Origin of the sequence: Mesorhizobium sp. L-8-3 (assembly GCF_016756615.1) — a bacterium.
Classification (GTDB): Bacteria; Pseudomonadota; Alphaproteobacteria; order Rhizobiales; family Rhizobiaceae.
Genome location: NZ_AP023262.1, coordinates 7,954,814 through 7,977,007 on the forward strand (window position 1 = coordinate 7,954,814; position 22,194 = coordinate 7,977,007).

Annotated in this window: 17 protein-coding genes and 1 pseudogene; 9 read left to right on the forward strand and 9 right to left on the reverse strand. The window is 65.1% G+C overall.

All coding sequences use genetic code 11. From position 1 onward, the window contains the following. Nucleotides 1-29: 29 nt before the first annotated feature. The 3 genes from JN302_RS36590 to JN302_RS36600 form a co-directional block, all read right to left on the reverse strand. Nucleotides 30-827 (reverse strand): DUF930 domain-containing protein, encoded by a 798-nt coding sequence (locus JN302_RS36590; protein ID WP_202330845.1) that lies wholly within the window; start codon nt 825-827, stop codon nt 30-32. Between the two features lie 404 nt (nt 828-1,231). Continuing rightward, nucleotides 1,232-2,335 carry an alpha/beta hydrolase gene (locus tag JN302_RS36595; RefSeq protein WP_244742664.1) on the reverse strand — a complete coding sequence of 368 codons (1,104 nt, stop codon included), beginning with the start codon at nt 2,333-2,335 and terminating at the stop codon, nt 1,232-1,234. Nucleotides 2,336-3,014: 679 nt separating this feature from the next. After that, nucleotides 3,015-4,004 (reverse strand): hypothetical protein, encoded by a 990-nt coding sequence (locus tag JN302_RS36600; RefSeq protein ID WP_202330846.1) that lies wholly within the window; start codon nt 4,002-4,004, stop codon nt 3,015-3,017. Here JN302_RS36600 and JN302_RS36605 point away from each other — a divergent pair. After that, nucleotides 3,981-5,009: a mechanosensitive ion channel family protein gene (locus JN302_RS36605; protein ID WP_202330847.1), complete on the forward strand. Its 1,029-nt coding sequence runs from the start codon at nt 3,981-3,983 to the stop codon at nt 5,007-5,009. The genes JN302_RS36600 and JN302_RS36605 overlap by 24 nt on opposite strands. Before the next feature lie 284 nt (nt 5,010-5,293). On the opposite strand, the gene katG is transcribed toward JN302_RS36605, so the two are convergent. Continuing rightward, nucleotides 5,294-7,477, reverse strand: a complete 2,184-nt coding sequence (gene katG / locus JN302_RS36610; RefSeq protein WP_202330848.1) for a catalase/peroxidase HPI — start codon at nt 7,475-7,477, stop codon at nt 5,294-5,296. 171 nt (nt 7,478-7,648) lie between these two features. On the opposite strand from katG, the gene JN302_RS36615 reads away from it, so the two are divergent. The 6 genes and pseudogenes from JN302_RS36615 to JN302_RS36635 all read left to right on the forward strand — a co-directional run bounded on the left by JN302_RS36615 (nt 7,649) and on the right by JN302_RS36635 (nt 14,505). Beyond that, nucleotides 7,649-8,611, forward strand: coding sequence for a LysR substrate-binding domain-containing protein (locus tag JN302_RS36615; RefSeq protein WP_202330849.1), 963 nt, complete (start codon nt 7,649-7,651; stop codon nt 8,609-8,611). Nucleotides 8,612-8,853: 242 nt separating this feature from the next. Next, a pseudogene (locus JN302_RS39505) lies at nt 8,854-8,958 on the forward strand (short-chain dehydrogenase/reductase); the annotation flags it as partial. Nucleotides 8,959-9,131: 173 nt separating this feature from the next. Continuing rightward, complete coding sequence (gene tssF / locus JN302_RS36620; RefSeq protein ID WP_202330850.1) at nt 9,132-10,967, forward strand: type VI secretion system baseplate subunit TssF; 1,836 nt, start codon at nt 9,132-9,134, stop codon at nt 10,965-10,967. Further along, complete coding sequence (gene tssG / locus JN302_RS36625) at nt 10,931-12,022, forward strand: type VI secretion system baseplate subunit TssG (protein WP_202330851.1); 1,092 nt, start codon at nt 10,931-10,933, stop codon at nt 12,020-12,022. Before tssF ends, tssG begins: the two co-directional genes overlap by 37 nt. A gap of 170 nt (nt 12,023-12,192) precedes the next feature. Continuing rightward, entirely contained in the window at nt 12,193-13,734 is a 1,542-nt protein-coding gene (locus JN302_RS36630; RefSeq protein ID WP_202330852.1) for a class I SAM-dependent methyltransferase, read from the forward strand. 15 nt (nt 13,735-13,749) lie between these two features. Next, nucleotides 13,750-14,505, forward strand: coding sequence for a protein kinase domain-containing protein (locus JN302_RS36635; protein WP_202330853.1), 756 nt, complete (start codon nt 13,750-13,752; stop codon nt 14,503-14,505). A gap of 252 nt (nt 14,506-14,757) precedes the next feature. Here the strand turns inward: JN302_RS36635 and JN302_RS36640 are convergent, their stop codons facing one another. The 5 genes from JN302_RS36640 to JN302_RS36660 are packed head-to-tail and all read right to left on the reverse strand — an operon-like array spanning nt 14,758 to nt 19,724. After that, entirely contained in the window at nt 14,758-15,096 is a 339-nt protein-coding gene (locus JN302_RS36640; protein WP_202309193.1) for a slr1659 superfamily regulator, read from the reverse strand. Nucleotides 15,097-15,123: 27 nt separating this feature from the next. Continuing rightward, complete coding sequence (locus JN302_RS36645; RefSeq protein WP_202330854.1) at nt 15,124-15,672, reverse strand: slr1658 superfamily regulator; 549 nt, start codon at nt 15,670-15,672, stop codon at nt 15,124-15,126. Between the two features lie 4 nt (nt 15,673-15,676). Beyond that, the gene (locus JN302_RS36650; protein ID WP_202330855.1) at nt 15,677-18,049 is read right to left on the reverse strand and encodes a SpoIIE family protein phosphatase; all 2,373 of its coding nucleotides are present in this window, start codon (nt 18,047-18,049) and stop codon (nt 15,677-15,679) included. Further along, complete coding sequence (locus tag JN302_RS36655; protein WP_202309196.1) at nt 18,046-19,221, reverse strand: class I SAM-dependent methyltransferase; 1,176 nt, start codon at nt 19,219-19,221, stop codon at nt 18,046-18,048. Before JN302_RS36655 ends, JN302_RS36650 begins: the two co-directional genes overlap by 4 nt. Further along, nucleotides 19,221-19,724, reverse strand: a complete 504-nt coding sequence (locus JN302_RS36660; RefSeq protein ID WP_202309197.1) for a ubiquinone biosynthesis methyltransferase UbiE — start codon at nt 19,722-19,724, stop codon at nt 19,221-19,223. The genes JN302_RS36655 and JN302_RS36660 overlap by 1 nt, the downstream gene beginning before the upstream one ends. A 321-nt stretch (nt 19,725-20,045) precedes the next feature. Here JN302_RS36660 and JN302_RS36665 point away from each other — a divergent pair, with 321 nt between their 5' ends. Next, entirely contained in the window at nt 20,046-20,981 is a 936-nt protein-coding gene (locus JN302_RS36665) for a PP2C family protein-serine/threonine phosphatase (RefSeq protein WP_202330856.1), read from the forward strand. 833 nt (nt 20,982-21,814) lie between these two features. Continuing rightward, nucleotides 21,815-22,135 carry a hypothetical protein gene (locus tag JN302_RS36670; RefSeq protein ID WP_202309199.1) on the forward strand — a complete coding sequence of 107 codons (321 nt, stop codon included), beginning with the start codon at nt 21,815-21,817 and terminating at the stop codon, nt 22,133-22,135. Nucleotides 22,136-22,194 lie beyond the last annotated feature (59 nt).

Below are 22,194 nucleotides of genomic sequence, written 5' to 3' on the forward strand. Positions count from 1 at the left end.
AACCGGTAACCACTTTCGGGAGACATGCTTTATTGCGCCGGCAGCCCCCGGCGCTGCCACTCGCTGCGCGGGACAGGATCGCCAACGCGGAAGGCGAAGGACACGACTTTCGTCGCGTCGCCATCGACCTCGCAACGATAGCCCAGGTCGTACCACTGCCCGTTCGCGCGGAAGGCAGTCCTGGAAATTTCCACGGACTTGCCGTCGTTTCTCGATTCGGACGGCAAGAGGTCGGGCAGATACGGAGGCGAGGCACGAAGCAGTTGCTCGCGCAACTCCGTGACGCAGAGGCGGCCGACCCGAATCGCCCGCGGCACACCGCCCATCGCGGTCGTGGCGACCGGCCCTCCGAGCGCCGATCGCGAGAAGAGCTTCTTCGCGTCCTTCATGGGCTCCTGCACCTCGGTGTCGTCCGTCAGCCTCGGCGTCGGGATCGCGGGCGCGACGGGCTGCGGAATTCCGTTCTCGACTTGGTCCGTCGCCTCAGCCTGCGCCTCGGCCGCGGCCTGTTCCTTCCGGTCATGTTGCGCCGTCGGGGAAGCCGAGCCGTCTTGCGCGCCGGCGCCATCTCGAGCGTCGCGTGGACCGGCCTCCTTTTCACCGAACTGGAAGACGGGCCTCACCACCGGCGGGGCCTCTCGCCTCATGGCCTCGTTCTTCTCTGGAGACGGCGTTTCGGCCTCTGCTTCCTGCTCGGGCTTCGCCGGTGGTTCGGCTTCGGCCTTCTCGGGCGGCGGCGGCACCAGATCCACCTGTATCGCCTGCTCCTCCTGCGGCTGCGAGAACGATGTCGGCAGCCCGAAGATCAGAAGCGCGATGGCCGCCACATGCACGACGAGCGAAACGGGTAAGGCCCACCCGAACGCCGAGCGCTGATCCGGAATCTCCCTCATCGGCACCGATGTGGAGGCAAACCTTGGCGACATCAAGCTTTGATGTCGCCAAATGCCTCGACTGACACGAAATCGCGTGCCGGCGCAGGAAGGTCGCACGACCGCCAAGTGACTGTATTTCGCCGTTGGGCGGTTTCCCACCCTACGCACGTTCTGGGAACCGGATCGAACGACCGGCGCCACATCTCAAGCATAAGCACCACCACCGTGCGGCCCGGCCGCGCTCTCAGACACAAGCAGTGCAGCAGGCCCGAAGCTCAAAGGTGCACCCACTACAGCGTGTCGCGTGGCGCACTGTCTTTTCCCCGAAACCGCTGCAAAGTTTCGAGAGACATGCTTCAGTTGCCAAGGATGCGAATCGGCGCACCGGCGAGAATCTCGGTGAGGCCGGGGGTCGTCCCCTCGCTGAAACGGCCCGCGGAGTTCAGCCCTGTCCCGATGAGTTGGACCACCTCGGGTGAGCCGGCGAACTTGGAATGGCTGCCGGAGCTCGAATCGTCGATCTCGGAAAGGTCGATAACGGTTATCCCGAGCCCTTCCAGGTCCTCCGCGTCGGCGGCTCCGACGCGTGGAACCCCTCCCGCAATCCGGCGCGACACCCTGAGCGCGCTGTCGTCCTTTGAGATCAGGACGTACATTCTGTCGCGGAGAGATGGGGGCAACTGTCCGATCTGCGTGCGGAACAGATCGATGTCGATGTCGGGCGAGGCCAGCATGATGACATCGATCCGCCCGCCGCGACCGGCCTGCGCGGCGTCCACCAGCCCCTCCATCGTGAGGAAGGTGCCCATCGAATGGGCGACGACGTTGACGCTCTCGGCACGTGTCCGCCCGAGGATGTCAGCCATCTCCTTGACCTTGCTGCGTGCAATGAGCGCGCTGTTGAGGTCGTAGACATAGCGACGCGTCAGGGCCGCGGAAGCCCAGGTGAAGAGCACCGGAATCCCCTGGAAACCCGTGTCCTCGATGAACTGCGTCAGCCGGAGGATCGCGTCGCTTGTGGTGTTGTTATAGCCGTGGACGAAAAGGAGCAGCCTTCGCTGGCCAAGCGGACGGGCGGCGACCTGACGGTCGATCTCGGTAATGAAGGCCTCGTCGCTGCCGTAGACTACGGGGTCGACCACAGCGAATTCGGCTCGCGGGTCGGGGGGCAAGCTCTTCGGCCGTTCAAGCTGTCCGAGCACATGGTTCGGCGGAACAGTAACGTCGACCGAGGCGAGGCCGAGTTCCGGCGCCCGGTTGGCCGAATAGAAAGCGCCCACCACCTCGGACGCTTGGCGCGTGGTGACGATGAAGATGCGGTGCCGGCTTACCCGGGGGGTCGATTTCGCCGGGATTGCCGGATTGTCGATCCCGACAAGCTCGGGCGGCCGGCCGCACCCGACCATCAAGGAAACCAGGAACGCCACGATCAACGACACGGAAAACAAGCGGTTACGCATCTGGATCCACTCGAGTACTGACGTCCGATCTCAACTGCCCGGCGGCACAGGTCGAGGCCCTCCGGAACGCCTACATGCCCGCCGGGCTCAGGGGCAAGGCGGGAACGGTCACCAGGTCGTAAGCGTGACGAATTGCCTCCTCTTCGAGGCCGCCCGGCACAGCATTCACCATATTCGCGAAGACGGCGCTCGCTCGGCGACCACCTGCACAACCGCGCCGCTCCGGCGCATCCGAGACCAACGTTGACATTCTCCCCACCGACCTGCCACCGGGCCTTCCGGTCGCCGTCGTTCTCGCATAGGCGTGCCGTTTCGGACCTCGCGGCCTCTCCATAACGCCACCTTCTCAGGAGTTGGGGGCTCCGGCAAGCCCGGTGCGGTTTCAGGGTCCTTGAAACGGACTTACCGAAGATGCGCCAGAAGACGCCTATCAATTCCATCGCGACGGTGGTGTCAGGCAACCGCAGCCGGTTCCACGAGATCGGCAGAAGACGCCGGGCCTGACCGCCAAGCTGCCTAGTCCCCTCCACATCTCGCTGGCGACCACGCAGGCCATGCCCTGCGTCCAGTCCAACGCCCGGTGCACTGTGGCCTGCAGACTGGCGTTTCTTCCGCACCGCTCCAAGAGCCCGGTTCCTCGGTCACTTGCGCGCGGCGTGCGGAAGTATGGCTGTGGGCTTCAGCTTGCCAAACCGCGCTGCACACATAAAGTGTGTCCAGGTAGCCGCGGTTGAGCGCATTCGGCGCGAAGTCCAATTGGTGTTCTCGGGTGGTCGAAAGTGACGGTGAGGTGAGGACGTTCGGATACGCCAACTGGATGCTGGCAGCATGCATTCTCATCCTGGGTTGGATACCAATCTGCGCGATCGCTCAGGAAGGAGTCGAGAGCGGGGAATTCGTAGCGATATTGACCGATAGCCCCAGGGATACGATTGCTGCATTCGATCGTCTCTCGCGGGAGTTCGAAGACGCGTTCGAAGCCTACCTCGAGAAGCGGGACATAGAGCATGCAGCGCGAGTTGAACTCCTCGCCGAGCAGGTGGAATCGTTGATCGATCTTTCGGCGGTTCCGCAAGCGTCCCGAAGAAAGGTCGGCGGCGAGACGGCCGCATATCTTCTCGACATATTCGGTCGCATAGGCTTTCCCAAGGCCGAAGCCGCTCCCGATGTCGATACGGGCAACTACGCCATTCGTGGAACGCCGTTCAGAGTTGTCAGGGTCAAGGACGGCGAACGACAAGGGGAGTTTCTCTTCAGCCGGGAGACCATTCGCCTTGCCCCCCGCTTCCTTCGTGTCGTCGGCAACACACCTCTGCGCAGCGGCCTGCCGATCGACAGCTGGAGCGATGAACTCCGGCTCGTCACGGGGCCGATGATCCCTGCGGCGCTGGTCGAGTCCATCCCTGACAGCTTGAAGCGGACGGCGCTGGGTGTCCCGATCTGGAAGGCTGTCGCGGTGGTCGTCTGCTCGATCGTTGCAGGAATCCTGCTGTTCGCTTTGCACCGGTTGCTGCGGAGGGCGGGAGGCAGGGCCGGGTGGACAGCAATCCTGACACCGTTGGCGATCGTCTTCGTCGTCGCATTGCTGCAGCGGTTCTTCGCCTTCCAGATCAACATTACCGGCGACTTTTCGCAATATGTCGACGTGGTACGTGTCGCCATACTGCACGTGGCATCGGCGTGGGCCTTGTGGCTATTGTGTGTCGTCGCGGTGGAGGCGACCGTCGGCGGATCGGGCCTCTCCGGCCGCGGCATAGACGCCAGCTTGCTGCGGCTTGTTGCGAGAATAGTCGGCGTCGTGGGCGGTATCGTGATCCTCGCACATGGTGCGCAGATGCTCGGCCTGCCGGTGTACAGCATCGTCGCCGGATTGGGGATTGGCGGTCTCGCGGTGGCGCTTGCCGTCCGGCCGACGCTCGAGAACCTCATCAGCGGTTTCATTCTCTATCTTGATCGCCCGATCAGGGTTGGCGATTTTTGCACCTTCGGGGATCAAAGTGGAACCGTGGAGAGCATCGGCGTTCGCTCGACGCAGATCCGGGCGCTCGACCGCACCCGAATTTCCATTCCCAATTCGCAATTCGCCGACATGCAGATCATCAACTGGGCCCATTGCGACCAGATGATGGTTCGCCATGTCATCGGCCTTCGCTACGAGACCGAATCCGATCAGCTGAGATATGTCCTGGCAAAGATACGGGAAATGCTCCACGGGCATCCCCGCATCGACGACGAAACCATCCGTGTCCGACTTGTGGAGTTCGCCGACAGCTCGCTGAACATCGAAATCCGCGTCTATGCAAGAACGCGGGAATGGAACGATTACTATGCGATCAGGGAGGACTTGCTGCTTCGCATCAAAGAAATCGTAGAGACTTCCGGCACGGGCTTCGCCTTCCCATCGCAGACCTTGTATCTTGGTCGCGACGAAGGTCTTGACGCGGGGCTGGGCGAGAAGAGCCGCCGGGCCGTGGCCGAATGGAGAAGGAAAGGTCGCTTGCCCTTCCCGCAATTCCATCCTGAGATGGCCAAACAACTGAGCGACAGGCTCGACTATCCGCCCCGCGGGTCGCCGGACTACCAATTGGGCGCCGATGAAATGACCGAACAGAAGGAGGAGCGCCTGTCCTCCCCCGCGGAGGAAGATGCCGGCGAGAAGGACCAACCCCGGTAGTCGCCAGCCCCCGGGGGCCGCAATTTCGATTGTTGGCAGCTTCAAGACACCTTTTGATCGCACCGTTTGACAATCGAGGGAGCAGAGCTTCCCGACCGGGGCGCCGTGTCACGGCAACTCGGCTGAGCTGTTTGGCGTCATTAGCACCTGGGCAGGCGTGGTCGTAGCGCACCCTGAACTTTTGCGTACCCAAGACATCGAGGGCGGCGCTCCGTTCGAAACGCCGCCCCGAAATTCGTGGTCGGTCTGGCAACCTCAGCGCCGTACCGCTATCCCCACAGGTATCACGCGCGATCGAAGCGATCGGCGTTCATCACCTTGTTCCACGCGGCCACGAAGTCCTTGACGAACTTCTCATTGGCGTCCGCGCTGCCATAGACTTCCGCCAGGGCGCGCAACTGCGAGTGCGAGCCGAAGATCAGGTCGACGCGGGTGCCGGTCCACTTGACCTCGCCCGTCTTCCGGTCGCGGCCTTCGAACACGTCCTTGGCGTCCGAAACCGCCTTCCACTCCGTGCCCATGTCGAGCAGGTTCACGAAGAAGTCGTTGGTCAGTGTGCCGGGCTGGCCGGTGAAGACGCCGTGCGCGGAGCCGCCGACATTGGCGCCGAGCACGCGCAGGCCGCCGACGAGGACAGTCATCTCCGGCGCGGTCAGCGTGAGCAACTGGGCCTTGTCGACGAGATTCTCCTCGGGCGACAGGCGCTGCCGGCCGCTGAGATAGTTGCGGAAGCCGTCGGCCGCCGGTTCGAGCGGGGCGAAGGAGTGGACATCGGTCTCTTCCTGCGAGGCGTCCATGCGCCCCGGCGTGAAGGGTACCTGCACGTCGTTGCCGGCATCCTTGGCCGCCTTCTCGATCGCCGCGGCACCGCCGAGTACGATCAAGTCGGCGAGCGAGACCGTCTTGCCGCCGGCGCCGAACTCCTTCCGGATCGCTTCGAGCTTGTCGAGCACCTTGGCGAGTTGGGCCGGCTGGTTGACCTCCCAATCCTTCTGCGGGGCGAGGCGGATGCGGGCGCCGTTGGCGCCGCCGCGCTTGTCGGAGCCGCGGAAGGTCGAGGCGGAAGCCCAGGCGGTCGAGACCAGCTCCGGGACCGACAGGCCCGAGGCGAGGATCTTGGCCTTCAGGGCAGTGACATCCTCCTCGCCGACCAGCGGATGATCGACGGCTGGGATCGGATCCTGCCAGGGCAGGATCTCCTTCGGGACGAGCGGGCCGAGATAACGCTGGATCGGGCCCATGTCGCGATGCGTCAGCTTGTACCAGGCGCGGGCGAAGGCGTCGGCGAACTGGTCCGGATTCTCCAGGAAACGCCGCGAGATCTTCTCGTATTCGGGATCGAAGCGCAGTGACAGGTCGGTGGTCAGCATGGTCGGCGCATGACGCTTGGACTTGTCGTGCGCATCCGGCACCGTGCCGGCGCCCATGCCGTGCTTCGGCGTCCACTGATGCGCGCCGGCCGGGCTCTTCGTCAGCTCCCATTCGTAGCCGAACAGGTTCCAGAGGAAGTTGTTGGACCATTTCGTCGGCGTCGTCGTCCACGTCACTTCCAGGCCGCTGCCGATCGTGTCGCCGCCCTTGCCGGAGCCGAAGGCGTTGCGCCAGCCGAGGCCCTGTTCCTCGATGCCGGCCGCCTCCGGCTCGGCCCCGACCAGCGCGGCATCGCCGGCGCCGTGGGTCTTGCCGAAGGTGTGGCCGCCGGCGATCAGCGCGACGGTCTCCTCGTCGTTCATCGCCATACGCGCGAAAGTCTCGCGGATGTCGCGCGCCGCCTTGATCGGGTCCGGATTGCCGTTCGGTCCTTCCGGATTCACATAGATCAGGCCCATCTGCACGGCGCCGAGCGGGTTCTCGAGATCACGATCGCCGCTGTAGCGCTCGTCCGCCAGCCACTTGCCTTCCGGGCCCCAGTAGATGTCCGTCTCCGGCTCCCAGACGTCCTCGCGGCCGCCGGCAAAACCGAAGGTCTTGAAGCCCATCGATTCGAGGGCGACGTTGCCGGTCAGGATCATGAGGTCGGCCCAGGAGATCTTGCGGCCGTATTTCTGCTTGATCGGCCAGAGCAGCCGGCGCGCCTTGTCGAGGTTGACGTTGTCGGGCCAGCTGTTGAGCGGTGCGAAACGCTGCTGACCGGCGCCGGCGCCGCCGCGCCCGTCACCGATGCGGTAGGTGCCGGCGCTGTGCCAGGCCATGCGGATGAACAGCGGACCGTAATGACCGAAGTCGGCCGGCCACCAGTCCTGCGAATCGGTCATCAGGGCCTTGAGGTCGGTAATCACGGCATCGAGATCCAGGCTCTCGAATTCCTTGGCGTAGTCGAACGCCTCACCCATCGGATCGGAGAGGTTTGAGTGCTGATGCAGGACCTGAAGGTCCAACTGGTTCGGCCACCAGTCCCGGTTGGCCTTGGCGGCCACCCCGTGCACGACCGGGCATTTGCCCTCGCTCTTGTCAGTCTTCGTGTCCATTGTTCTCTCCGGCGTGGCTCGGTTGATCTGCTACGTGGGATTTGGGCGGCCTGCGGGCAGGTCGCGGCGAGAGGCGGCGGGCTGTGCCCACTCCTCTTCATGCCGCTCCTGTACCAAAGCCTGGCGATTAATTAAAGTTGGATTTGCTGATCGCTGGGATAAGATGAGGTTATGGTCAATCTCACTCTCAAACAGCTCCGCTATTTCGAGGCGCTGGCGCGCCACAGCCACTTCGGACGCGCAGCCGATGCCTGCGCGATCTCCCAGCCTGCGATGTCGGTGCAGATCAGGGAGCTGGAAGAGACGCTGGGCACCGAACTCTTCGAAAGGGGCGCGCGGCAGGTCCGGCTCACCGGCTTCGGCGAAGAGTTCGCGCTGCGGGTCCGCGACATATTGCGATCGGTCGACGAGCTCGGCGACCTGGCGCGCGCGTCGCGCGAGCGGCTGGTGGGACGGCTGCGGATCGGTGTCATCCCCACCGTCGCGCCCTATCTGCTGCCCACCATCATCGGCAAGCTGACCAGCCTGCATGACGGCCTCGATATCCATGTGCGCGAGACGCAGACCCAGAAGCTGATCCGGGAACTGGCGGAAGGCCGGCTCGACACGGCCATCGTCGCCCTGCCGGTGTCCGAGCCTTTCCTGAGCGAAGTCGCGCTGTTTTCGGAGGATTTCGTCCTGGTCCGGCCGGGCGAGGACGAGGGCAAGCCGGTACCAAGCCGCGAGATGCTGCGCGAGATGCGGCTGCTTCTCCTGGAGGAGGGCCACTGTTTCCGCGACCAGGCCCTCTCCTTCTGCAATGGGCAGTCGGCGCGACCGCGGGAACTGATGGACGGCAGTTCGCTCTCGACACTGGTGCAGATGGTCAGCGCGGGCATCGGCGTCACCTTGATCCCGGAGATGGCCGTGGCGGTGGAGACCCGTTCCGCTTCGGTGTCCGTCGCACGCTTCAAAAGTCCGCAGCCGTCCCGAACGATCGGCATGATCTGGCGCAAGGCGAGCCCGCTCGCCGAGCAACTCCTCCAGATCTCCGAGGTCGTCCGCGAATCGGCGGAGGCGTTGCACGGGCGACCGACGTCGCTCGCGTCCGCCCCTTCGGCACCAGGCGCTTCACACAGAGCAAGTTCAGGGTAGCCTGCCTGGCGATTGCCGCAACTTTCGAGAGGCATTCGCCCGAGCGCCACTCACCGGCTGGCAGGCGCCGGCTCGAGTTGCACTTGGCTATCACTCGGCCGGAGCGATGATGGCTCCTCCAAATGCAGCGAGGCCGGTGAAGGAGTCGTCTCGTGCACTGGCCAGGAGGGCGCCCCTATCCGGCTTGCGCCGATCGCTGGCCGAGCCGTATCCGACGCGCCTGGCGACCTCGTCCAGCGGAGGAATCCGATGTGGCCGAAGCGCTGTGGCTTGCGGCAAACGACATGTCCGACCGGTTGCGGTTCCCGGCCGGCGCAGACGCCGTGGCACTGGCCCGCGCCGGGTGAGGCAGCGAGCGGATCGTTCGTCGTTGTTGGAGGGCGCAGCATTCGAGGGGCCGCCCTTCCATTGACACCCGCCTGCGGCTTCATCATCCTCGCGGGCGAATCCGTGTCGGATCGGGGGACCCCGTTCCGTGGTCCAAGTTATCTGAAGTCTCCGGGGGGAATGCGCTCGCGCCATGTCGGACGACATGCTGATCCACTACAACCGGGAACTGCTCCATATCCGGCGCGCGGCGGCGGCCTTCGCGGCCGAGAACCCGCGCATCGCCGGGCGGCTGCGACTCTCGGAGGACGCGGTCGAGGACCCGCATGTCGGCCGTCTCATCGAAGCCTTCGCATATCTCACGGCGCGGGTGCGCCAGAAGCTCGACGACGATTTTCCCGAGCTGACCGGAGCGATGCTTGGCATCCTCTATCCGCATTTCGACCGGCCGATCCCGTCCATGTCGATCCTGCAGCTCGAACCGCAGCCCGACATGCCGCACGCCCACCGCGTACCGGCCGGCACGCTCATCGACACCGAGCCCATGGAAGGCGAACGCTGCCGTTTCCGCACCGCCTTCGATGTGACGCTGCATCCTCTGGGAGTGCGAACGGCCACGCTTTCAGGCCGGCCGATCACCGCGCCCGGCACGCCGCGCGCCCAGAACGCCGCCGCCTGCCTTCGCCTCACACTTGAGATGACGGCGCCCGACGGCAGCTTCGCGAGCCACGCACCGGACCGGCTGCGGATGTTCCTGCGCGGCCAGCCGCAACTCGTCTATCCGCTTTACGAATTGCTGCTCAACGACGCCATCGCCGTTGCCTTCGCGGAAGGCGCGAACGATCCCGATGCCGTGGTGCTTGACGCCTCGGCCTTCTCGCCCGGCGGCTTCGGCGAGCATGAAGGACTGCTGCCCTATGAGAAGGGGTCGCATATCGGCTATCGCATCCTCACCGAATATTTCGCCTTTCCCGAGAAATTCCTGTTCGTCGACCTCGCTTTCCCCGAAATCGGCCGGCTCGCCGGCAAGGGACGCACGCTCGACGTCTTCGTCTATCTCAAGCGCCCCTCGCCCAGCCTGGAGCGCTCGGTCACGGCGGCAAGCTTCGCGCTCGGCTGCACACCGATCGTCAACCTCTTCCCCCAGACCGCCGAGCCGATCGCCGTCGACCACCGGACGAGCGAATATCGGGTCGTGCCCGACAGCCGGCGACCGCGCGCTCTTGAGGTCTACAGCGTCGAAGCCGTCACCGCCTCGGACGCCGATGGCAACAGGCGCGAGATCCTGCCCTTCTACAGCGTGCGGCACAGCCTCGACGAACGCCACGGCAGCATGGACGGCGAGCAGCCTGCATGGTGGCTCGCAGCGCGGCGGATATCCGATCCGGAAAACCCCGGCAGCGAGGTCTATCTGTCCATCGTCGACCCGGCCTTTAGCCCGGCGGCCGAGCCGGACAGCGTGCTGTCGGTCGAGACGCTCTGCCTCAACCGCAACCGCCCCGAACGGCTGCCCTTCGGCGGCGGCCAGCCGGCGCTGCGCATGGTCGATCCGGTTCCGCTGGTCAAGGCGATGCGGCTCCTGACCGCGCCGACCCCGACCATCCGCCCGGATTACGGCCAGGGCGCCCGCTGGCGGCTGATCTCGCATTTGTCGCTCAACCATCTCTCGCTGGTATCCGACGGCGGCGTGGAGGCGCTGAAGGAGATGCTGCTGCTCTACGACTTCCGCAACTCGGCCGAGACGCAGGCGCTGATCGACGGCATGCTCGGCCTGTCCTCGAAGCCGGGCACGGCGCGCGTGAGGAGCCGCGGCCAGACCGCCTTCTGCCGCGGTATCGACGTGACCGTCACCTTCGACGAGGGCAATTTCTCTGGCAACGGCGTCTTCCTCATGGCGAGCGTTCTCGAACGCTTCCTGGGGCTCTATGCCGGCGTCAATTCCTTCTCGCGCCTCACAGCCCTGGTGAAGGGCCGCAGCGGAGTGCTCAAGACATGGCCAGCACGCGCCGGCGACCGCATTCTTCTCTGAAGTCGGACCTGTTCGACCGACCGCAGGCCTATGATTTCTTCCAGGCCGTGCGCATCGTCGAGGCGATCGCGGCCGACGAGGCCAAGACCGCAAGCGAGGTGACCCCCGACGCGGCCGGGCGCGGCGTCGAGCCCGCGAACGCTACGCTCAACATCCGCTCGGCGGTTCCGCTCGGCTTCGCGGCGGCCGAGGTCACCGCGCTCCGGCGTCCGCGCGGCGGCGGCCCGGTCGAGATGACGCAGACCGTGGTTGGGCTCACCGGACCGTCCGGCGTATTGCCGCACGCCTTCAGCGAAATGGTCCATATCAGCGTGCGCGACCGCAACCGCGGCCTGCGGGAGTTCTTCGACCTGTTCAACAACCGCCTCGCAGGGCTTCTCTACGACGCCTGGGCGAAATACCGGATCGTGGTGGAGCAGGAACGCGACCGCCACCTGAAGACCGGCCGGCCGATCGACGCCGCACTCAGGGCGCTGGCCGGCATCGGCATGCCGTCGCTGTCGGAACGGATGGAAACACGGGACGCAACGCTGGTGCGTTTCGGCGGCCTGCTCGGCCGCGAGGGACGCTCGGCGAGCGCTGTGGAAAGCGCGCTGCGCGGCGTGCTCGGCTGCAAGGTGACGGTGGAGCAGTTCCACGGCGAATGGCTGCCCATCGACGAGGCCGACAGGACGAGGCTGCCCGGCCCCGGCACGCCCGAGGGCGCCTTTTGCCGGCTGGGCGAGGACACGGTCCTGGGCGAGCGTACCTTTGACATCCAGTCCTCGGTTGCCCTGGAGGTCGAGCCGCTCCACTACGCCGTGTTTCGCTCGCTGTTACCGGACGGCGCGCAGGCCAGGATGTTCGCCGACCTGGCGGCGATCGCGCTCGGCGCCGACAAGGCCTTCCGCATTCGCCTTGGCCTGCTGCCCGGCGAGGTTCCGCCGCTCAGGCTGGGCGGCGACCCCGACCGGGCGGAAGCGAGCCGGCTCGGCTGGAACACCTGGCTCGCCGCATCCGCGCCGCGCACGCGGCCGGTCGAGGCGGAGTTCCGCCCGGCGCCGCATTTGAGATAGGCGCGGCCACCGCCGCATTCCGCCGGCCTATCATCTTGTCCGTGCGGGATTTCTTGCCGCGACCGCCTCCCCCTCGGACGCCCGATGCTGTAGCGTCCCCGATGCGGATCGGACCGGGGCGGAGGTGGGCTTGCCCGGTTGCCGACCGATACCCATGACAGGATCGAAGCATGAGCACTTGGAACGATGGCTACGTCTCGGACATCGAGTATCTTCCGGGCTTCTATGTCGACCAGTCGCCGGCCCATCTCGACCTCGTGTGCCTGCTGCGCAATGTCGAGCCTCCGGTGGCGGCGGGCGAGCCGTTCCGCTACTGCGAGCTCGGCTGCGGGGTCGGCGAAAGCGCGCTGGCGATCGCCGCCGCCAATCCCGACAGCGAGGTCTGGGGCTTCGACTTCAACCCCGCCCACATCGCGCGTGGCCGCGAACTGGCGCGGTCCGGCGGCCTCGGCAACATCAGGCTGGAGGAGGCCTCTTTCGAAGAGCTCGCGCAGTCGGACCGGTTCGGGCTTCCCGTCTTCGACTACATCACGCTGCACGGTGTCTGGGCCTGGATCAGCGCCGCCAACCGCGCCGCCATCACGCGTTTCATCGACCGTCATCTGAAGCCCGGCGGCCTCGCCTACGTGACCTACAATGCGCTACCCGGCTGGACGTCGACCATGCCGCTGCAGCGCCTGATCTCGGATTTCGCCGCCCAAGGCCACGAGCGCAGCGATATCGGGGTCAGCAAGGCGATCGACTTGGCGCGCCGCGTCTGCGACGCCGGCGCCGGGTTGTTGCCGGCCGACCTCGTGGCGCGGCTGGAGAAGGAGCGCGACAGCGGCAACCTCGCCTATCTCAGCCACGAATATCTGAACGCGCATTGGGCGCCCTGCTACCACGCGGACGTGGCGCGCGATCTCGCCGCCGCCAAGCTGGAATTCGTCGGCTCGGCCAACCTGTTGGAGAATTTTCCGGAGCTCTCCCTCAACGCCGGGCAGCGGACGCTGATCCAGGACGCCCCCGACGGCATGCGGGAAACCCTGCGCGACTATTTCATGGTTCGCACCTTCCGCCGCGACGTTTTCATGCGCGGCGTCAGGCTTATCCCCGACCGGCGCCGTGACAAGCGGCTGCGCGAGCGCAGCCTGATGCTCGTCGTCCCGCCATCCGCCGTCACCCGCGACATCAAGGTGCCGCTCGGCGAGGCGAACCTCAATGAAGGCTTCTATGCGCCGGCACTGAAGGCGCTGACCGAGGGCCCCCGCTCCATCGGCGAGCTTCTCGACCTGCCGGAGGCGGCCGGCTCGACCGCATCGGCGCGCGAGGTGCTCGGCATGCTGGTGGGCTCGCGACAGGCCATGGCCGTCGTCAACGCGGTCACGCCCGAGGCCGTCGTGGCAGCCCGCACCTATAACCGGCATCATCTCGCCGCCTGCGCCGACGCCGGCCGCGCTGTGACGGCGCTGGCCGCCCCCGCCATCGGTTCGGCGGTCACGGTCACTGTGTTCGAGATGCTCGCCTACGAGGCCCTGACCTCGGGCACATCAGCCGACCCGGCCGCGCTGACCGCGGCGGTCTGGACATTGCTCCAGTCGCGCGGCGACAAGGTGCGCCATGAAGGCAGCATCATCGAAAGCGAAGAGGAGAACCTGCGGATCCTGCGCGACAATATGGAGAAGATCACGATGGTCGCCTTGCCGCTGTGGCGGCGGCTGGGCGCGCTCTGATCCGTTGCGGCCGCGATGGCCGGGCCATGTCCCTACGAACTGGTCGGGCCGCTCCGCGCGGGATCGATAGTATCCGTCCACGAGGCGGTCGACGGCGCGACTTCGGTCGTGGTCAAGATACTCGACGAGGCGGTCGCAGCGACCGATCCGGTCGGCGCAAGGCGGTTTGCCCGGGAAATCGCCCTCAGCGTCGGAGCGCGCCATCCCGGCCTGGCGACGGTGCATGGGCATGGCCAGAACTGGATCGCTTTCGAGCGGCTCGAGCCGCCGGGCGACCGGTGGGCAAGGCCAAGCGGGCTTCGGCGGCTCGCCGCCCAGTTGGCCGCCGTGCTCGCCTATCTCCATGCCCGCGGCATCGTGCATCGCGACGTGAAGCCGGCTCATGTGATGTTCCGCGAGGAACAGCCCGTCCTGATCGACCTCGGCGTCGCCGGCCTCATCGCCGACAACCCGCTCGACGGCAAGGAGATGGTCGGCTCGCCGGCCTGGATGGCTCCCGAACAGCTTCACGGCGCGAAGCCCGCGCCGTCGGCGGACATCTGGTCGCTGTGCGCCGTCGGCGTGTCGATAGCCCAAGGCGCACCGCTGTTTCGTGGCACGGCGGACGCGGTGCTCGCGGAGCGGCGCAGGACTGTTCGGCCGGAGGTAAGGCTGGCGGGATTGCTCGACGACCGCTGCCTGGTCAGGTTGCTCGAAGCCGGTCTGGGTCCCGCGGGAGACAGGCCTACGGCAGCGGAGATGGCGCGGGAGTTGTTGTTGAGCGAGGAATGAAACCTAAGATGGTGGCAGGCACCCCTCAACCGACCTCACCCTGTCGGGCGAGGCCACCTTCGCCCACAAGGGGAGAAGGGAACGCCGCGGCAACGTTTCGGCCAATCGCGAGCCTTGACGATTTGTAACGGCCGCTGAACCAAGCTCCGGCCTTCTCCCCCTGTGGGAGAAGGTGGCCGCGCCCACGGGTCTTGCCTCCAGCAAGCCCGAGGACAGGCTCCGCGCGGTCGGATGAGGGGTAACTCCAGGCCCTCAGCCGATCACGAGATCGACCGCCGGGTGCAGCTTCTTCAGGTTCGGCAGCGACTTCGACTGCCAGGGAATGCGCGTGGAACCCTTCACCGCGAGCCCGACTTCGGGACGTTTGCGCACCTCGATCGTGAACTTGGCGAGCAGGTTGATGCCCGATGAATTGAGGAACTGGAGCTCGGTGAGATCGAGCACGATCGTCTTGGGCTTTGCAGCCAGCACCTTGTCCATCAGTTCGAGGATCGGCGCATAGGCCTCCGTGCCCGACAGGCGCATCGTTCCCTCATAATGGATCGTCGCTGCCTCGCTCCAGACCCTGTAGTCGTCCGTCTTGATTTCCATGATATGCAATCGGCTCCAGTGTTGGTCTCAGGCGATGTCTAGCGCGGCGAAAGTGGTCAGCCGCACCGGCCCGGCCTCCGCGATCCTGTGGAATGTCCAGCCCAAGCGTGCGCCATAGTCGCTCATCAGGGTCAGAAGACCAAGCCCCGATCCGCTGGACCCGGCGTCGGCCGCGTTGGCCTCGATGCGCTCGATCAGGAGGTCGCCGGGATCGCGCGCGGTCAGTTCGACGAGCAACGCGCCGAAGCGCGCCGCCGTTTCGGCATCGACCAGATTGGTGACCTTCAGTTCGAACCTGGCGCCCTCCAGCGAACTCTCGATCACGATGTCGCCCGGCGCCCTGAACTTGACCGCGTTCTCCAACAGTTCGTTGACGAGATAGCCGATGCTGTGCCGGGCCTCGTTGTAGTCTGCGCCCGACGCCTTGCAGCGGAGCGCGAAGAACTCGCCAAGGAACTCCGAGGTGGTGCTGCAATGATGCCAGGCGAGGTCGATCGGGCCATCGGCGAGCCGCAGCCTGTTGGCGATCGCCGCGGCGCCGTTGTGGAGCTCCGTATTGCCGATGCTGTCGTGCATGCGCCTACCTGTGCCTCATCACGACCAGGGTGATGTCGTCGTGGATCTTCTGCGAGCCGATATGCGCCATCAGGTCCGAGATGATGCCGTCCTTGATCTCGTCGGCGCTGCCGTTGCGATGGCGCCTCGCGCTCTCGCAAAGCCGGTCGAATCCGAACAGCTCGCCGCTCGGCGCCTCGGCTTCGGTCACGCCGTCGGTATGCAGCACGATGACGTCGCCGCTGTCGAAATGGAAATCGCGCGTCCCCACGAACGAAGCGATGTCGCTTTCAAGGCCGATCGGGAAGCCGAGATCCACCGTGTCGATACGCTCGACCTCGCCTTCGCCGCGCACCACGATCACCTCTTCGTGCTGGCCCGAAAGGGTCACTCGCCTGTCCTCATAGTCGAGGAACGCCAGAGACAGATGCTTGTCGGTGCGCGTCCGCTCGATGTTCTTGTAGATGGCGCGGTTCAGCACCTCGAGGAACTCCTTGGGGTCGCCGCCGCCTTTCTCCTGCAGCGCACGCGCCACCGACTGGACCATCAGCATCAGCACGCCGCTCTCCAGCCCGTGACCGGTCACGTCGCCGATGCCGACCTTCACCCGGTTGCCGTCCTGCAGCACGTCGTAATAGTCGCCGCCCACCTCGTCGGCCGGCTCCATATAGCCGGCGATCTCGATGCGCGGGATGGCGCCCAGTTCGCTCGACTTGGGCAGCACCATCATCTGGATGTGGCGGGCGACGTCGAGCTCGGCGCCCAGCCGCAGATTTTCGCTCTTCAGCCGCGCATTGAGCGCGGTGATCTCCTCATTGGCCTTGCCGAGCTCGCGCGTGCGCTCGGCGACCAGCCCTTCGAGGTTCTCGGTATGGTAGCGGATCTCCTCCGCCATCTTGTTGAAGGCCACGCCGACAGCGCCGACCTCGTCGCGCGTCGGGATGGAGACACGCACCGAATAGTCTTTCGCCTGCAGGCGGCGCGCCGCGTCGGCCAGCGCGCTCAGCCCAGCCGTGATGCGGCCCGAGATCGCATAGACCGCCAGGAAAACGATCAGCAGCGAGATGCAGAAGGCAGCGAGCTGCCAGTTCAGTATGCGGTTCGTGGCGTTCGAAATGTCCGCCTGGGCGGCGATCAGCGCGGCGTAGATCTCCCTCTGCGGCACGACGAAGCCGAGCGTCATGGCCTCCTTGACGATGGTGCTGCCGTTCCAGAGGTTGGTCGGTTCGAGCTGCCGCAGCACGACGATATAGGGAACCTGCTCGCCGTCCTTTTCGAGGAAGACGGTCTCGATCTTCGTGTTCTGGTCCGTCGGAAGCTTCAGCGCCGCGATCGCGGGCTGCGTGCTGCTGCGCAGCGAACGGCTCACGCCGGTGACGCCCTGTCCGCTGACATCGCTCGACACGAGGCCGAGAGCGCCGACGCCGGCATCGCTGACCGTCGTCACATTGCCCTGCGATGTCGTCAGGAAAGCGAAGCCGGTTTCCGCGATGGTCACGTTGGTGACGAGGCTGGAGAGCTGTTCGAGCGTGATGTCGACCGCCGCCATGCCGGCGACATCGGAACGATCCTTGGTCCACAGCGGATGGAAGAAGCTGACGATGAGGGCGCCGGTGATGGCGTCCACATAAGGGGCGGTGGTGACGATGTTGGAAGCGACGGGACGCGCGGTGGAATTGCCGATCCAGCCCTGCCAGCCCTCGTAGACGCCGGGAAAGAAGAAGTCCCAGAAATTGGCCGCATTGTGCCCGGGATAGAGGCGATCGAACGTCTGCGCCTGATCCGTGTAAGGCGTCGTGCGCATGATCGGCCGATCTTTCGGCCCGACATAATAGAGCTGGAGCTTCGGCGCTCCCGTCGCCATCATGCCGGGAGCGATGAGATTGAAGGCCGAACTCCGGCTGATCTCGTCCCGCACCGCGGGCAGCGGCGCACCGTCCGGCCCGAGAAGGTAACCCCAGACGCTGACGACGGACTTGCCCGGCGCGTTCTGCACCCATTTGGCTTCGGGATTGTAGACGAGATCGTCCTTCAGCGCCGGATTGCTTTCCACAGCCGCGCCGATGGCGTTGCTCGTCTCGGGGCTGTCGATCAGCCCCTGCATGGCGTTGGCCAGCGTCGTCACCTCGGAATGGACCTGGGCCAGGAGCGAGTCCGCCCGCCGGCCAGTCGTCTCGATATAGGTGTCCAGATATTCCTGCGAGGCCCTGGTCAGCCCATCGCCGATCGTCCGGGTGGCGTCACGCGACAGGTTCTGCACATTCCAGATGGCCACGCCGCCGGCGAGCATCAGATCGAAGATGATCGCCGCACCGACCACTACGACGAACTTCGCCCGAAAGCTCTTGAAGGAAAACCACGGAACCCGCGGCGAATCAGCTTGAACGGCGTCCGTCATGCGGGCTTCCGCCCCGATGCGACCCAGATCGGCCATCCGGCATAACCCTTCGGATGCAGGGCGGCGAAGATATGATCCTGGAAGCCTCTGCGGAAGCGCTCGATGAATTCGGGAGAATCACCCCGCTCGACGGCCATCCGGCCGGCATAGACATCTTCCCAGGACTGGATGACGTCGGCGAAATCCTGCGGATCCCCGTCGAGATTGGTCACCATGAAGGATTCCATCCTCACGTCGTCGAAGCCGGCGTCGAGCATGTAGCGGCGGCTCTTCGGACCGAGCTCGATGTCCATCTTGAAATGAGCCCAGAGGGCAGCAACCTCGTTGTATGTCCACTGGATGGTATCCGCGCGCGGCTCGCCCAGGCAATGCGAGTTCTTCTCGTTGGTGATGTAGACCCGCCCGCCAGGCTTGCAGATCCGGAACAGTTCCTTGAGGATCAGTTCGGGCCGGTCGAAGACCTGCAGGGAGTGCCGGCAGGTGACGAAGTCGAACTGGTTGTCCTCAAGCAGCATCTCGGACGCGTCGCCATAGACATATTCGATGCCCTGGATGCCGAAATCGCCCGCCACGCGGCGCGCATAAGCCAGGCTCGACCTGGAATGGTCGAGCGCGACCATCCTGGCCGGCGCGAACTCCTTGAATGCCAGCACGGCGAAATCGCCGATGCCGCAGCAAATGTCGGCCACGAGCAGACCCGGCTTCATGCCGTGGCGCGGCAGGATTCCGCGCTCGTGGCGCCAGGTCAATTTCGTCTGCGTACGCAGGATCGGAATGAACTCGCCTTCCTCGAGGAACGACTGGCCCGGGTAGAACTCGCTGTCATATTCCTCCACGGCGATGTTCTGGTTGACGTCGCGAAGGCTGGCGAATTTGCGTGTCGACCAGCCGACGACGCTCGACGTGATGACCGATATCCTGAGGTCCGCACGACTCCCGACGGCCGAGACCATCAGGTCGGCGAGTACGCGGAAGGCGATGTTGTTCAGCCGCACCAGCCGCTTCACATTGACGTAGAGCGTGCCGGTGACCGAACGCAGCGACTGCTCGAAAAGCCGGGCGCAGCCGTCGAGGTCCTCGGCGCGTTGGGGTCGCATCGACCCGATGATCGAGAACTCCTGGTTGTTCTCGTCGAAGCGGATCTGGAACATGTCGTCAGCCGTATGAGCCATCAGAGCCGGGTATCCTCGAGTGAAAGATCCGCCACAAGGCGGATGGCGTTGTCCTGTTCCGCGTCGATGCGGAAAACCGCGTCGTAGTCGACCGCCAGTTCGAAGAGCCCGATATCCGGCTCGAGCGGACCTGGCGAGAACAGCGCCGAGCGATATTGTTCGGCCACGTCGGGGCGGGCGAGCCGCTTGCTGGCGTCCAGATAGAAGCGGGTGGCCGACCCTTCGCAAGGTATGGTCAGCTCGATCCGATCCAGTTCGCCGCAGCGGGAGACCCTGCAGGCGAATCTGCCGTTCGGCCCGTGGGCGCGGTAGGCGGTTTCGAGAAGCTCGTTGAGCGCCGACGAAAAGAGGTTCGAATAAAGCAGGGAGTCGATACGGTTGTGGCTGATCATCTGCGCCACATAAGAGGAGATGCGGTCGCAATAGGACCAGTCGGCGCAGAAGACGCCGATATCCATGTCGAGTTCGAGGAGAAGCTCGAATCCGCTCTCGGTCCCTTGCATCCGTCCCACCCTCCTCGAGCGCCGCGCCATTTCGGGCGCAAGAGGCACGCTCCGATACTTAGAATCCACGCATCATGCTTCCCGAAAATCGATCACGATCTCCACGCCGATGCGGCAGGCGCTTGCACCGTGGGGTGTATTCTCGGCGGAAGTGGAAGCTTCAGCCCGGCTTGCCCCCGCGAACCGGCCCCGCAATGTGGACGCGCGGACGAAACGTCCGGTCCCACCTTGGACAACCTTACGAAACCCGATTCCCTCTGATCAAGCCCAATTGCCACCCAGGCGATTGATTATCGCCCCGTACAACGATTATCACTCGCCATGATGAACGAAGTCTCAACCAGCACCGATCATGCCGTGATGCCGGAAGGTCCGGACGATCTTCGCCTCGCCCTCTCCGAGGCGCGGGCGGAAATCGCGCGGCTCAACGGGGAATATGACGATCTCAAGCTGCTCTACGAAGCCTTGATGGAACATGGCGAGGCTGTGGAGGACCAACTCGCCGAAAGCAACCTTGCGCTGCAGAACACCCAGGCCCGGCTCGAGGCCGAACTGGTCGACGCCGCGCGCTACGTCATGTCCATTCTTCCGGCGCAGCGCACGGAGCATCCCCGGACCGAGTGGCTGCTGGTTCCGTCGACCGAGTTGGGCGGAGATTCCTTCGGATACCATGCGATCGACGACGACCACATGGCGTTCTATCTGCTCGACGTCTGCGGCCATGGTGTCGGCGCGGCATTGCTTTCGGTCGCGGTCGTCAACGTGCTGCGCGCCTCGGCCCTGCCGAATGCCCGATTCCAGGATCCGGCGAGCGTGCTCGCCGCGCTCAACGACGCCTTTCCGATGGAAAAACAGAACAACAAGTTCTTCACCATCTGGTACGGCGTCTACCAGCGCTCCTCCGGAATGTTGCGCTACGCCACCGGCGGCCACCCGCCGGCGATCCATCTGCGGCGCCAGGACGACGGCTCCACGGCGATCAGAGAGCTCATCACCATGGGCGGCATGGCGATCGGCGCCTTTCCCGGGATGGACTATGAATGCGGCAGCATCGTCATCGAACCCGGCGACCGGCTGCTGATCCTGAGCGACGGGACCTTCGAAGTGGACGGGCCCGACGGCGAGATGCTCAGCCTCGCTGAACTCGCCGCCTTCGCCGCGACGAGCGACGACAGTCCACAGGCGATCCTCGACTGGGCGCGTGCGCCCGGCTCCATATTGCCCGATGATTTCTCGCTGCTGCGGGTGAGCTTCTGACGGGCGCCGTTGCCGGCACGAGGGGCCAGCGGTCGCTACGCCCTCGCCCTTCCTTCCGGCCGCCCGAGGGGCTCCCGCCGAGCACGATCCGTTCCGGGGCCAGAAGCCGGAGGCGCCGGTCCGAGCCAATCGCCAGCGTATGGACGTAGAAGCAGGTCGACTGGTCGTCTGTCGCTTCCATCACCGGGGACGGCGCTGAGACAATCAGAAGGCCTTCGCATCGGCCGATCCAGTCCACATGCCTGTGGCCGTGCATGAGAAGCGCGCGTCCCGCCAGAGGCTTTAGCCTGCGAACGAACCAGTTGCCGTTGGATGCGTGCGGTGCCGGTGGGCTCGGCGAAGGCCTTCGCGGGGCGCGGATATTCGGCAATTGAGTGCTGTGTCCCCATAATTGCTGCCCCAGCCGGCCGGCGCCGCCGGATGCCTCGTGCGCAAAAAACTCCACCGCGGCATCCACCAGGAGTGCCTTGTCGGACCTCCGCCGTCGGGCCTTTGTATCCAAAAGCCTGAAACTGTGGCATGCTGCCAGCCATGCGATCCGACGCCGAGCACATCAGCGCGATGATGGCAGGGCTCGACGCCGTTGGCCTGAGCGGAGACCGCAACTGAGTGCCATCTTTTGAACGGAACGGTCCGGCGGCTCGCCGGAGGCATCGGTCGCGAACCGCTTTGCTCGTCCGGTCACAAGATCGAGCGGCCGTATCAGAAGGCCGTTGGCGGGCGTCCCGATCCGCCGCTGATCGGCAACGCTTCGAGCACTCGCAAACGTCCCCTACCGTGGGGTCTTTCAATGTTGAGAGTTGGGTCCTCGGCACCGAAAAGGTCAACCAGACATGAGGCTGGTCCTCGTCGCTCTCGCTGTCGCCCATAACTGGTATTCCGGCTACCATGATCCGGTCACAGGCTACGAATGCTGCGACAACAAGGACTGCCGGGTCATCAGCCCGCACTATGTGGAGCCGCTGCCGGGCGGCAACTTCAACATCCGCACCGGGTCCAAGACAAGATACTTCATCCCCAAGGACCGGGTCCTGGAGAGCGAAGACAGCCAGTATCACATCTGCACGTCCGCCCCGCATACGACAATCCGCTGCTTCTTCGCGCCACGCACTGAGGCAAAAGCGATGGGCAGTGTTGCGGGCTCAGTGCATTGATCGGGATACTCGTTCGTGCGGCTTCGGTGTTCGGACTCCGCAATCAGCGGCTCGGTTTC

Bases quoted from the DNA above. Each gene is read 5' to 3' on its own strand.
- katG (WP_202330848.1), bottom strand. From the start codon at position 7,477: ATGGACACGAAGACTGACAAGAGCGAGGGCAAATGCCCGGTCGTGCAC.
- JN302_RS36630 (WP_202330852.1), top strand. From the start codon at position 12,193: ATGAGCACTTGGAACGATGGCTACGTCTCGGACATCGAGTATCTTCCG.
- JN302_RS36655 (WP_202309196.1), bottom strand. From the start codon at position 19,221: ATGGCTCATACGGCTGACGACATGTTCCAGATCCGCTTCGACGAGAAC.
- JN302_RS36660 (WP_202309197.1), bottom strand. From the start codon at position 19,724: ATGCAAGGGACCGAGAGCGGATTCGAGCTTCTCCTCGAACTCGACATG.
- JN302_RS36615 (WP_202330849.1), top strand. From the start codon at position 7,649: ATGGTCAATCTCACTCTCAAACAGCTCCGCTATTTCGAGGCGCTGGCG.
- JN302_RS36595 (WP_244742664.1), bottom strand. From the start codon at position 2,335: ATGCGTAACCGCTTGTTTTCCGTGTCGTTGATCGTGGCGTTCCTGGTT.
- JN302_RS36635 (WP_202330853.1), top strand. From the start codon at position 13,750: ATGGCCGGGCCATGTCCCTACGAACTGGTCGGGCCGCTCCGCGCGGGA.
- tssG (WP_202330851.1), top strand. From the start codon at position 10,931: ATGGCCAGCACGCGCCGGCGACCGCATTCTTCTCTGAAGTCGGACCTG.
- tssF (WP_202330850.1), top strand. From the start codon at position 9,132: ATGTCGGACGACATGCTGATCCACTACAACCGGGAACTGCTCCATATC.
- JN302_RS36640 (WP_202309193.1), bottom strand. From the start codon at position 15,096: ATGGAAATCAAGACGGACGACTACAGGGTCTGGAGCGAGGCAGCGACG.
- JN302_RS36670 (WP_202309199.1), top strand. From the start codon at position 21,815: ATGAGGCTGGTCCTCGTCGCTCTCGCTGTCGCCCATAACTGGTATTCC.
- JN302_RS36645 (WP_202330854.1), bottom strand. From the start codon at position 15,672: ATGCACGACAGCATCGGCAATACGGAGCTCCACAACGGCGCCGCGGCG.
- JN302_RS36665 (WP_202330856.1), top strand. From the start codon at position 20,046: ATGATGAACGAAGTCTCAACCAGCACCGATCATGCCGTGATGCCGGAA.
- JN302_RS36650 (WP_202330855.1), bottom strand. From the start codon at position 18,049: ATGACGGACGCCGTTCAAGCTGATTCGCCGCGGGTTCCGTGGTTTTCC.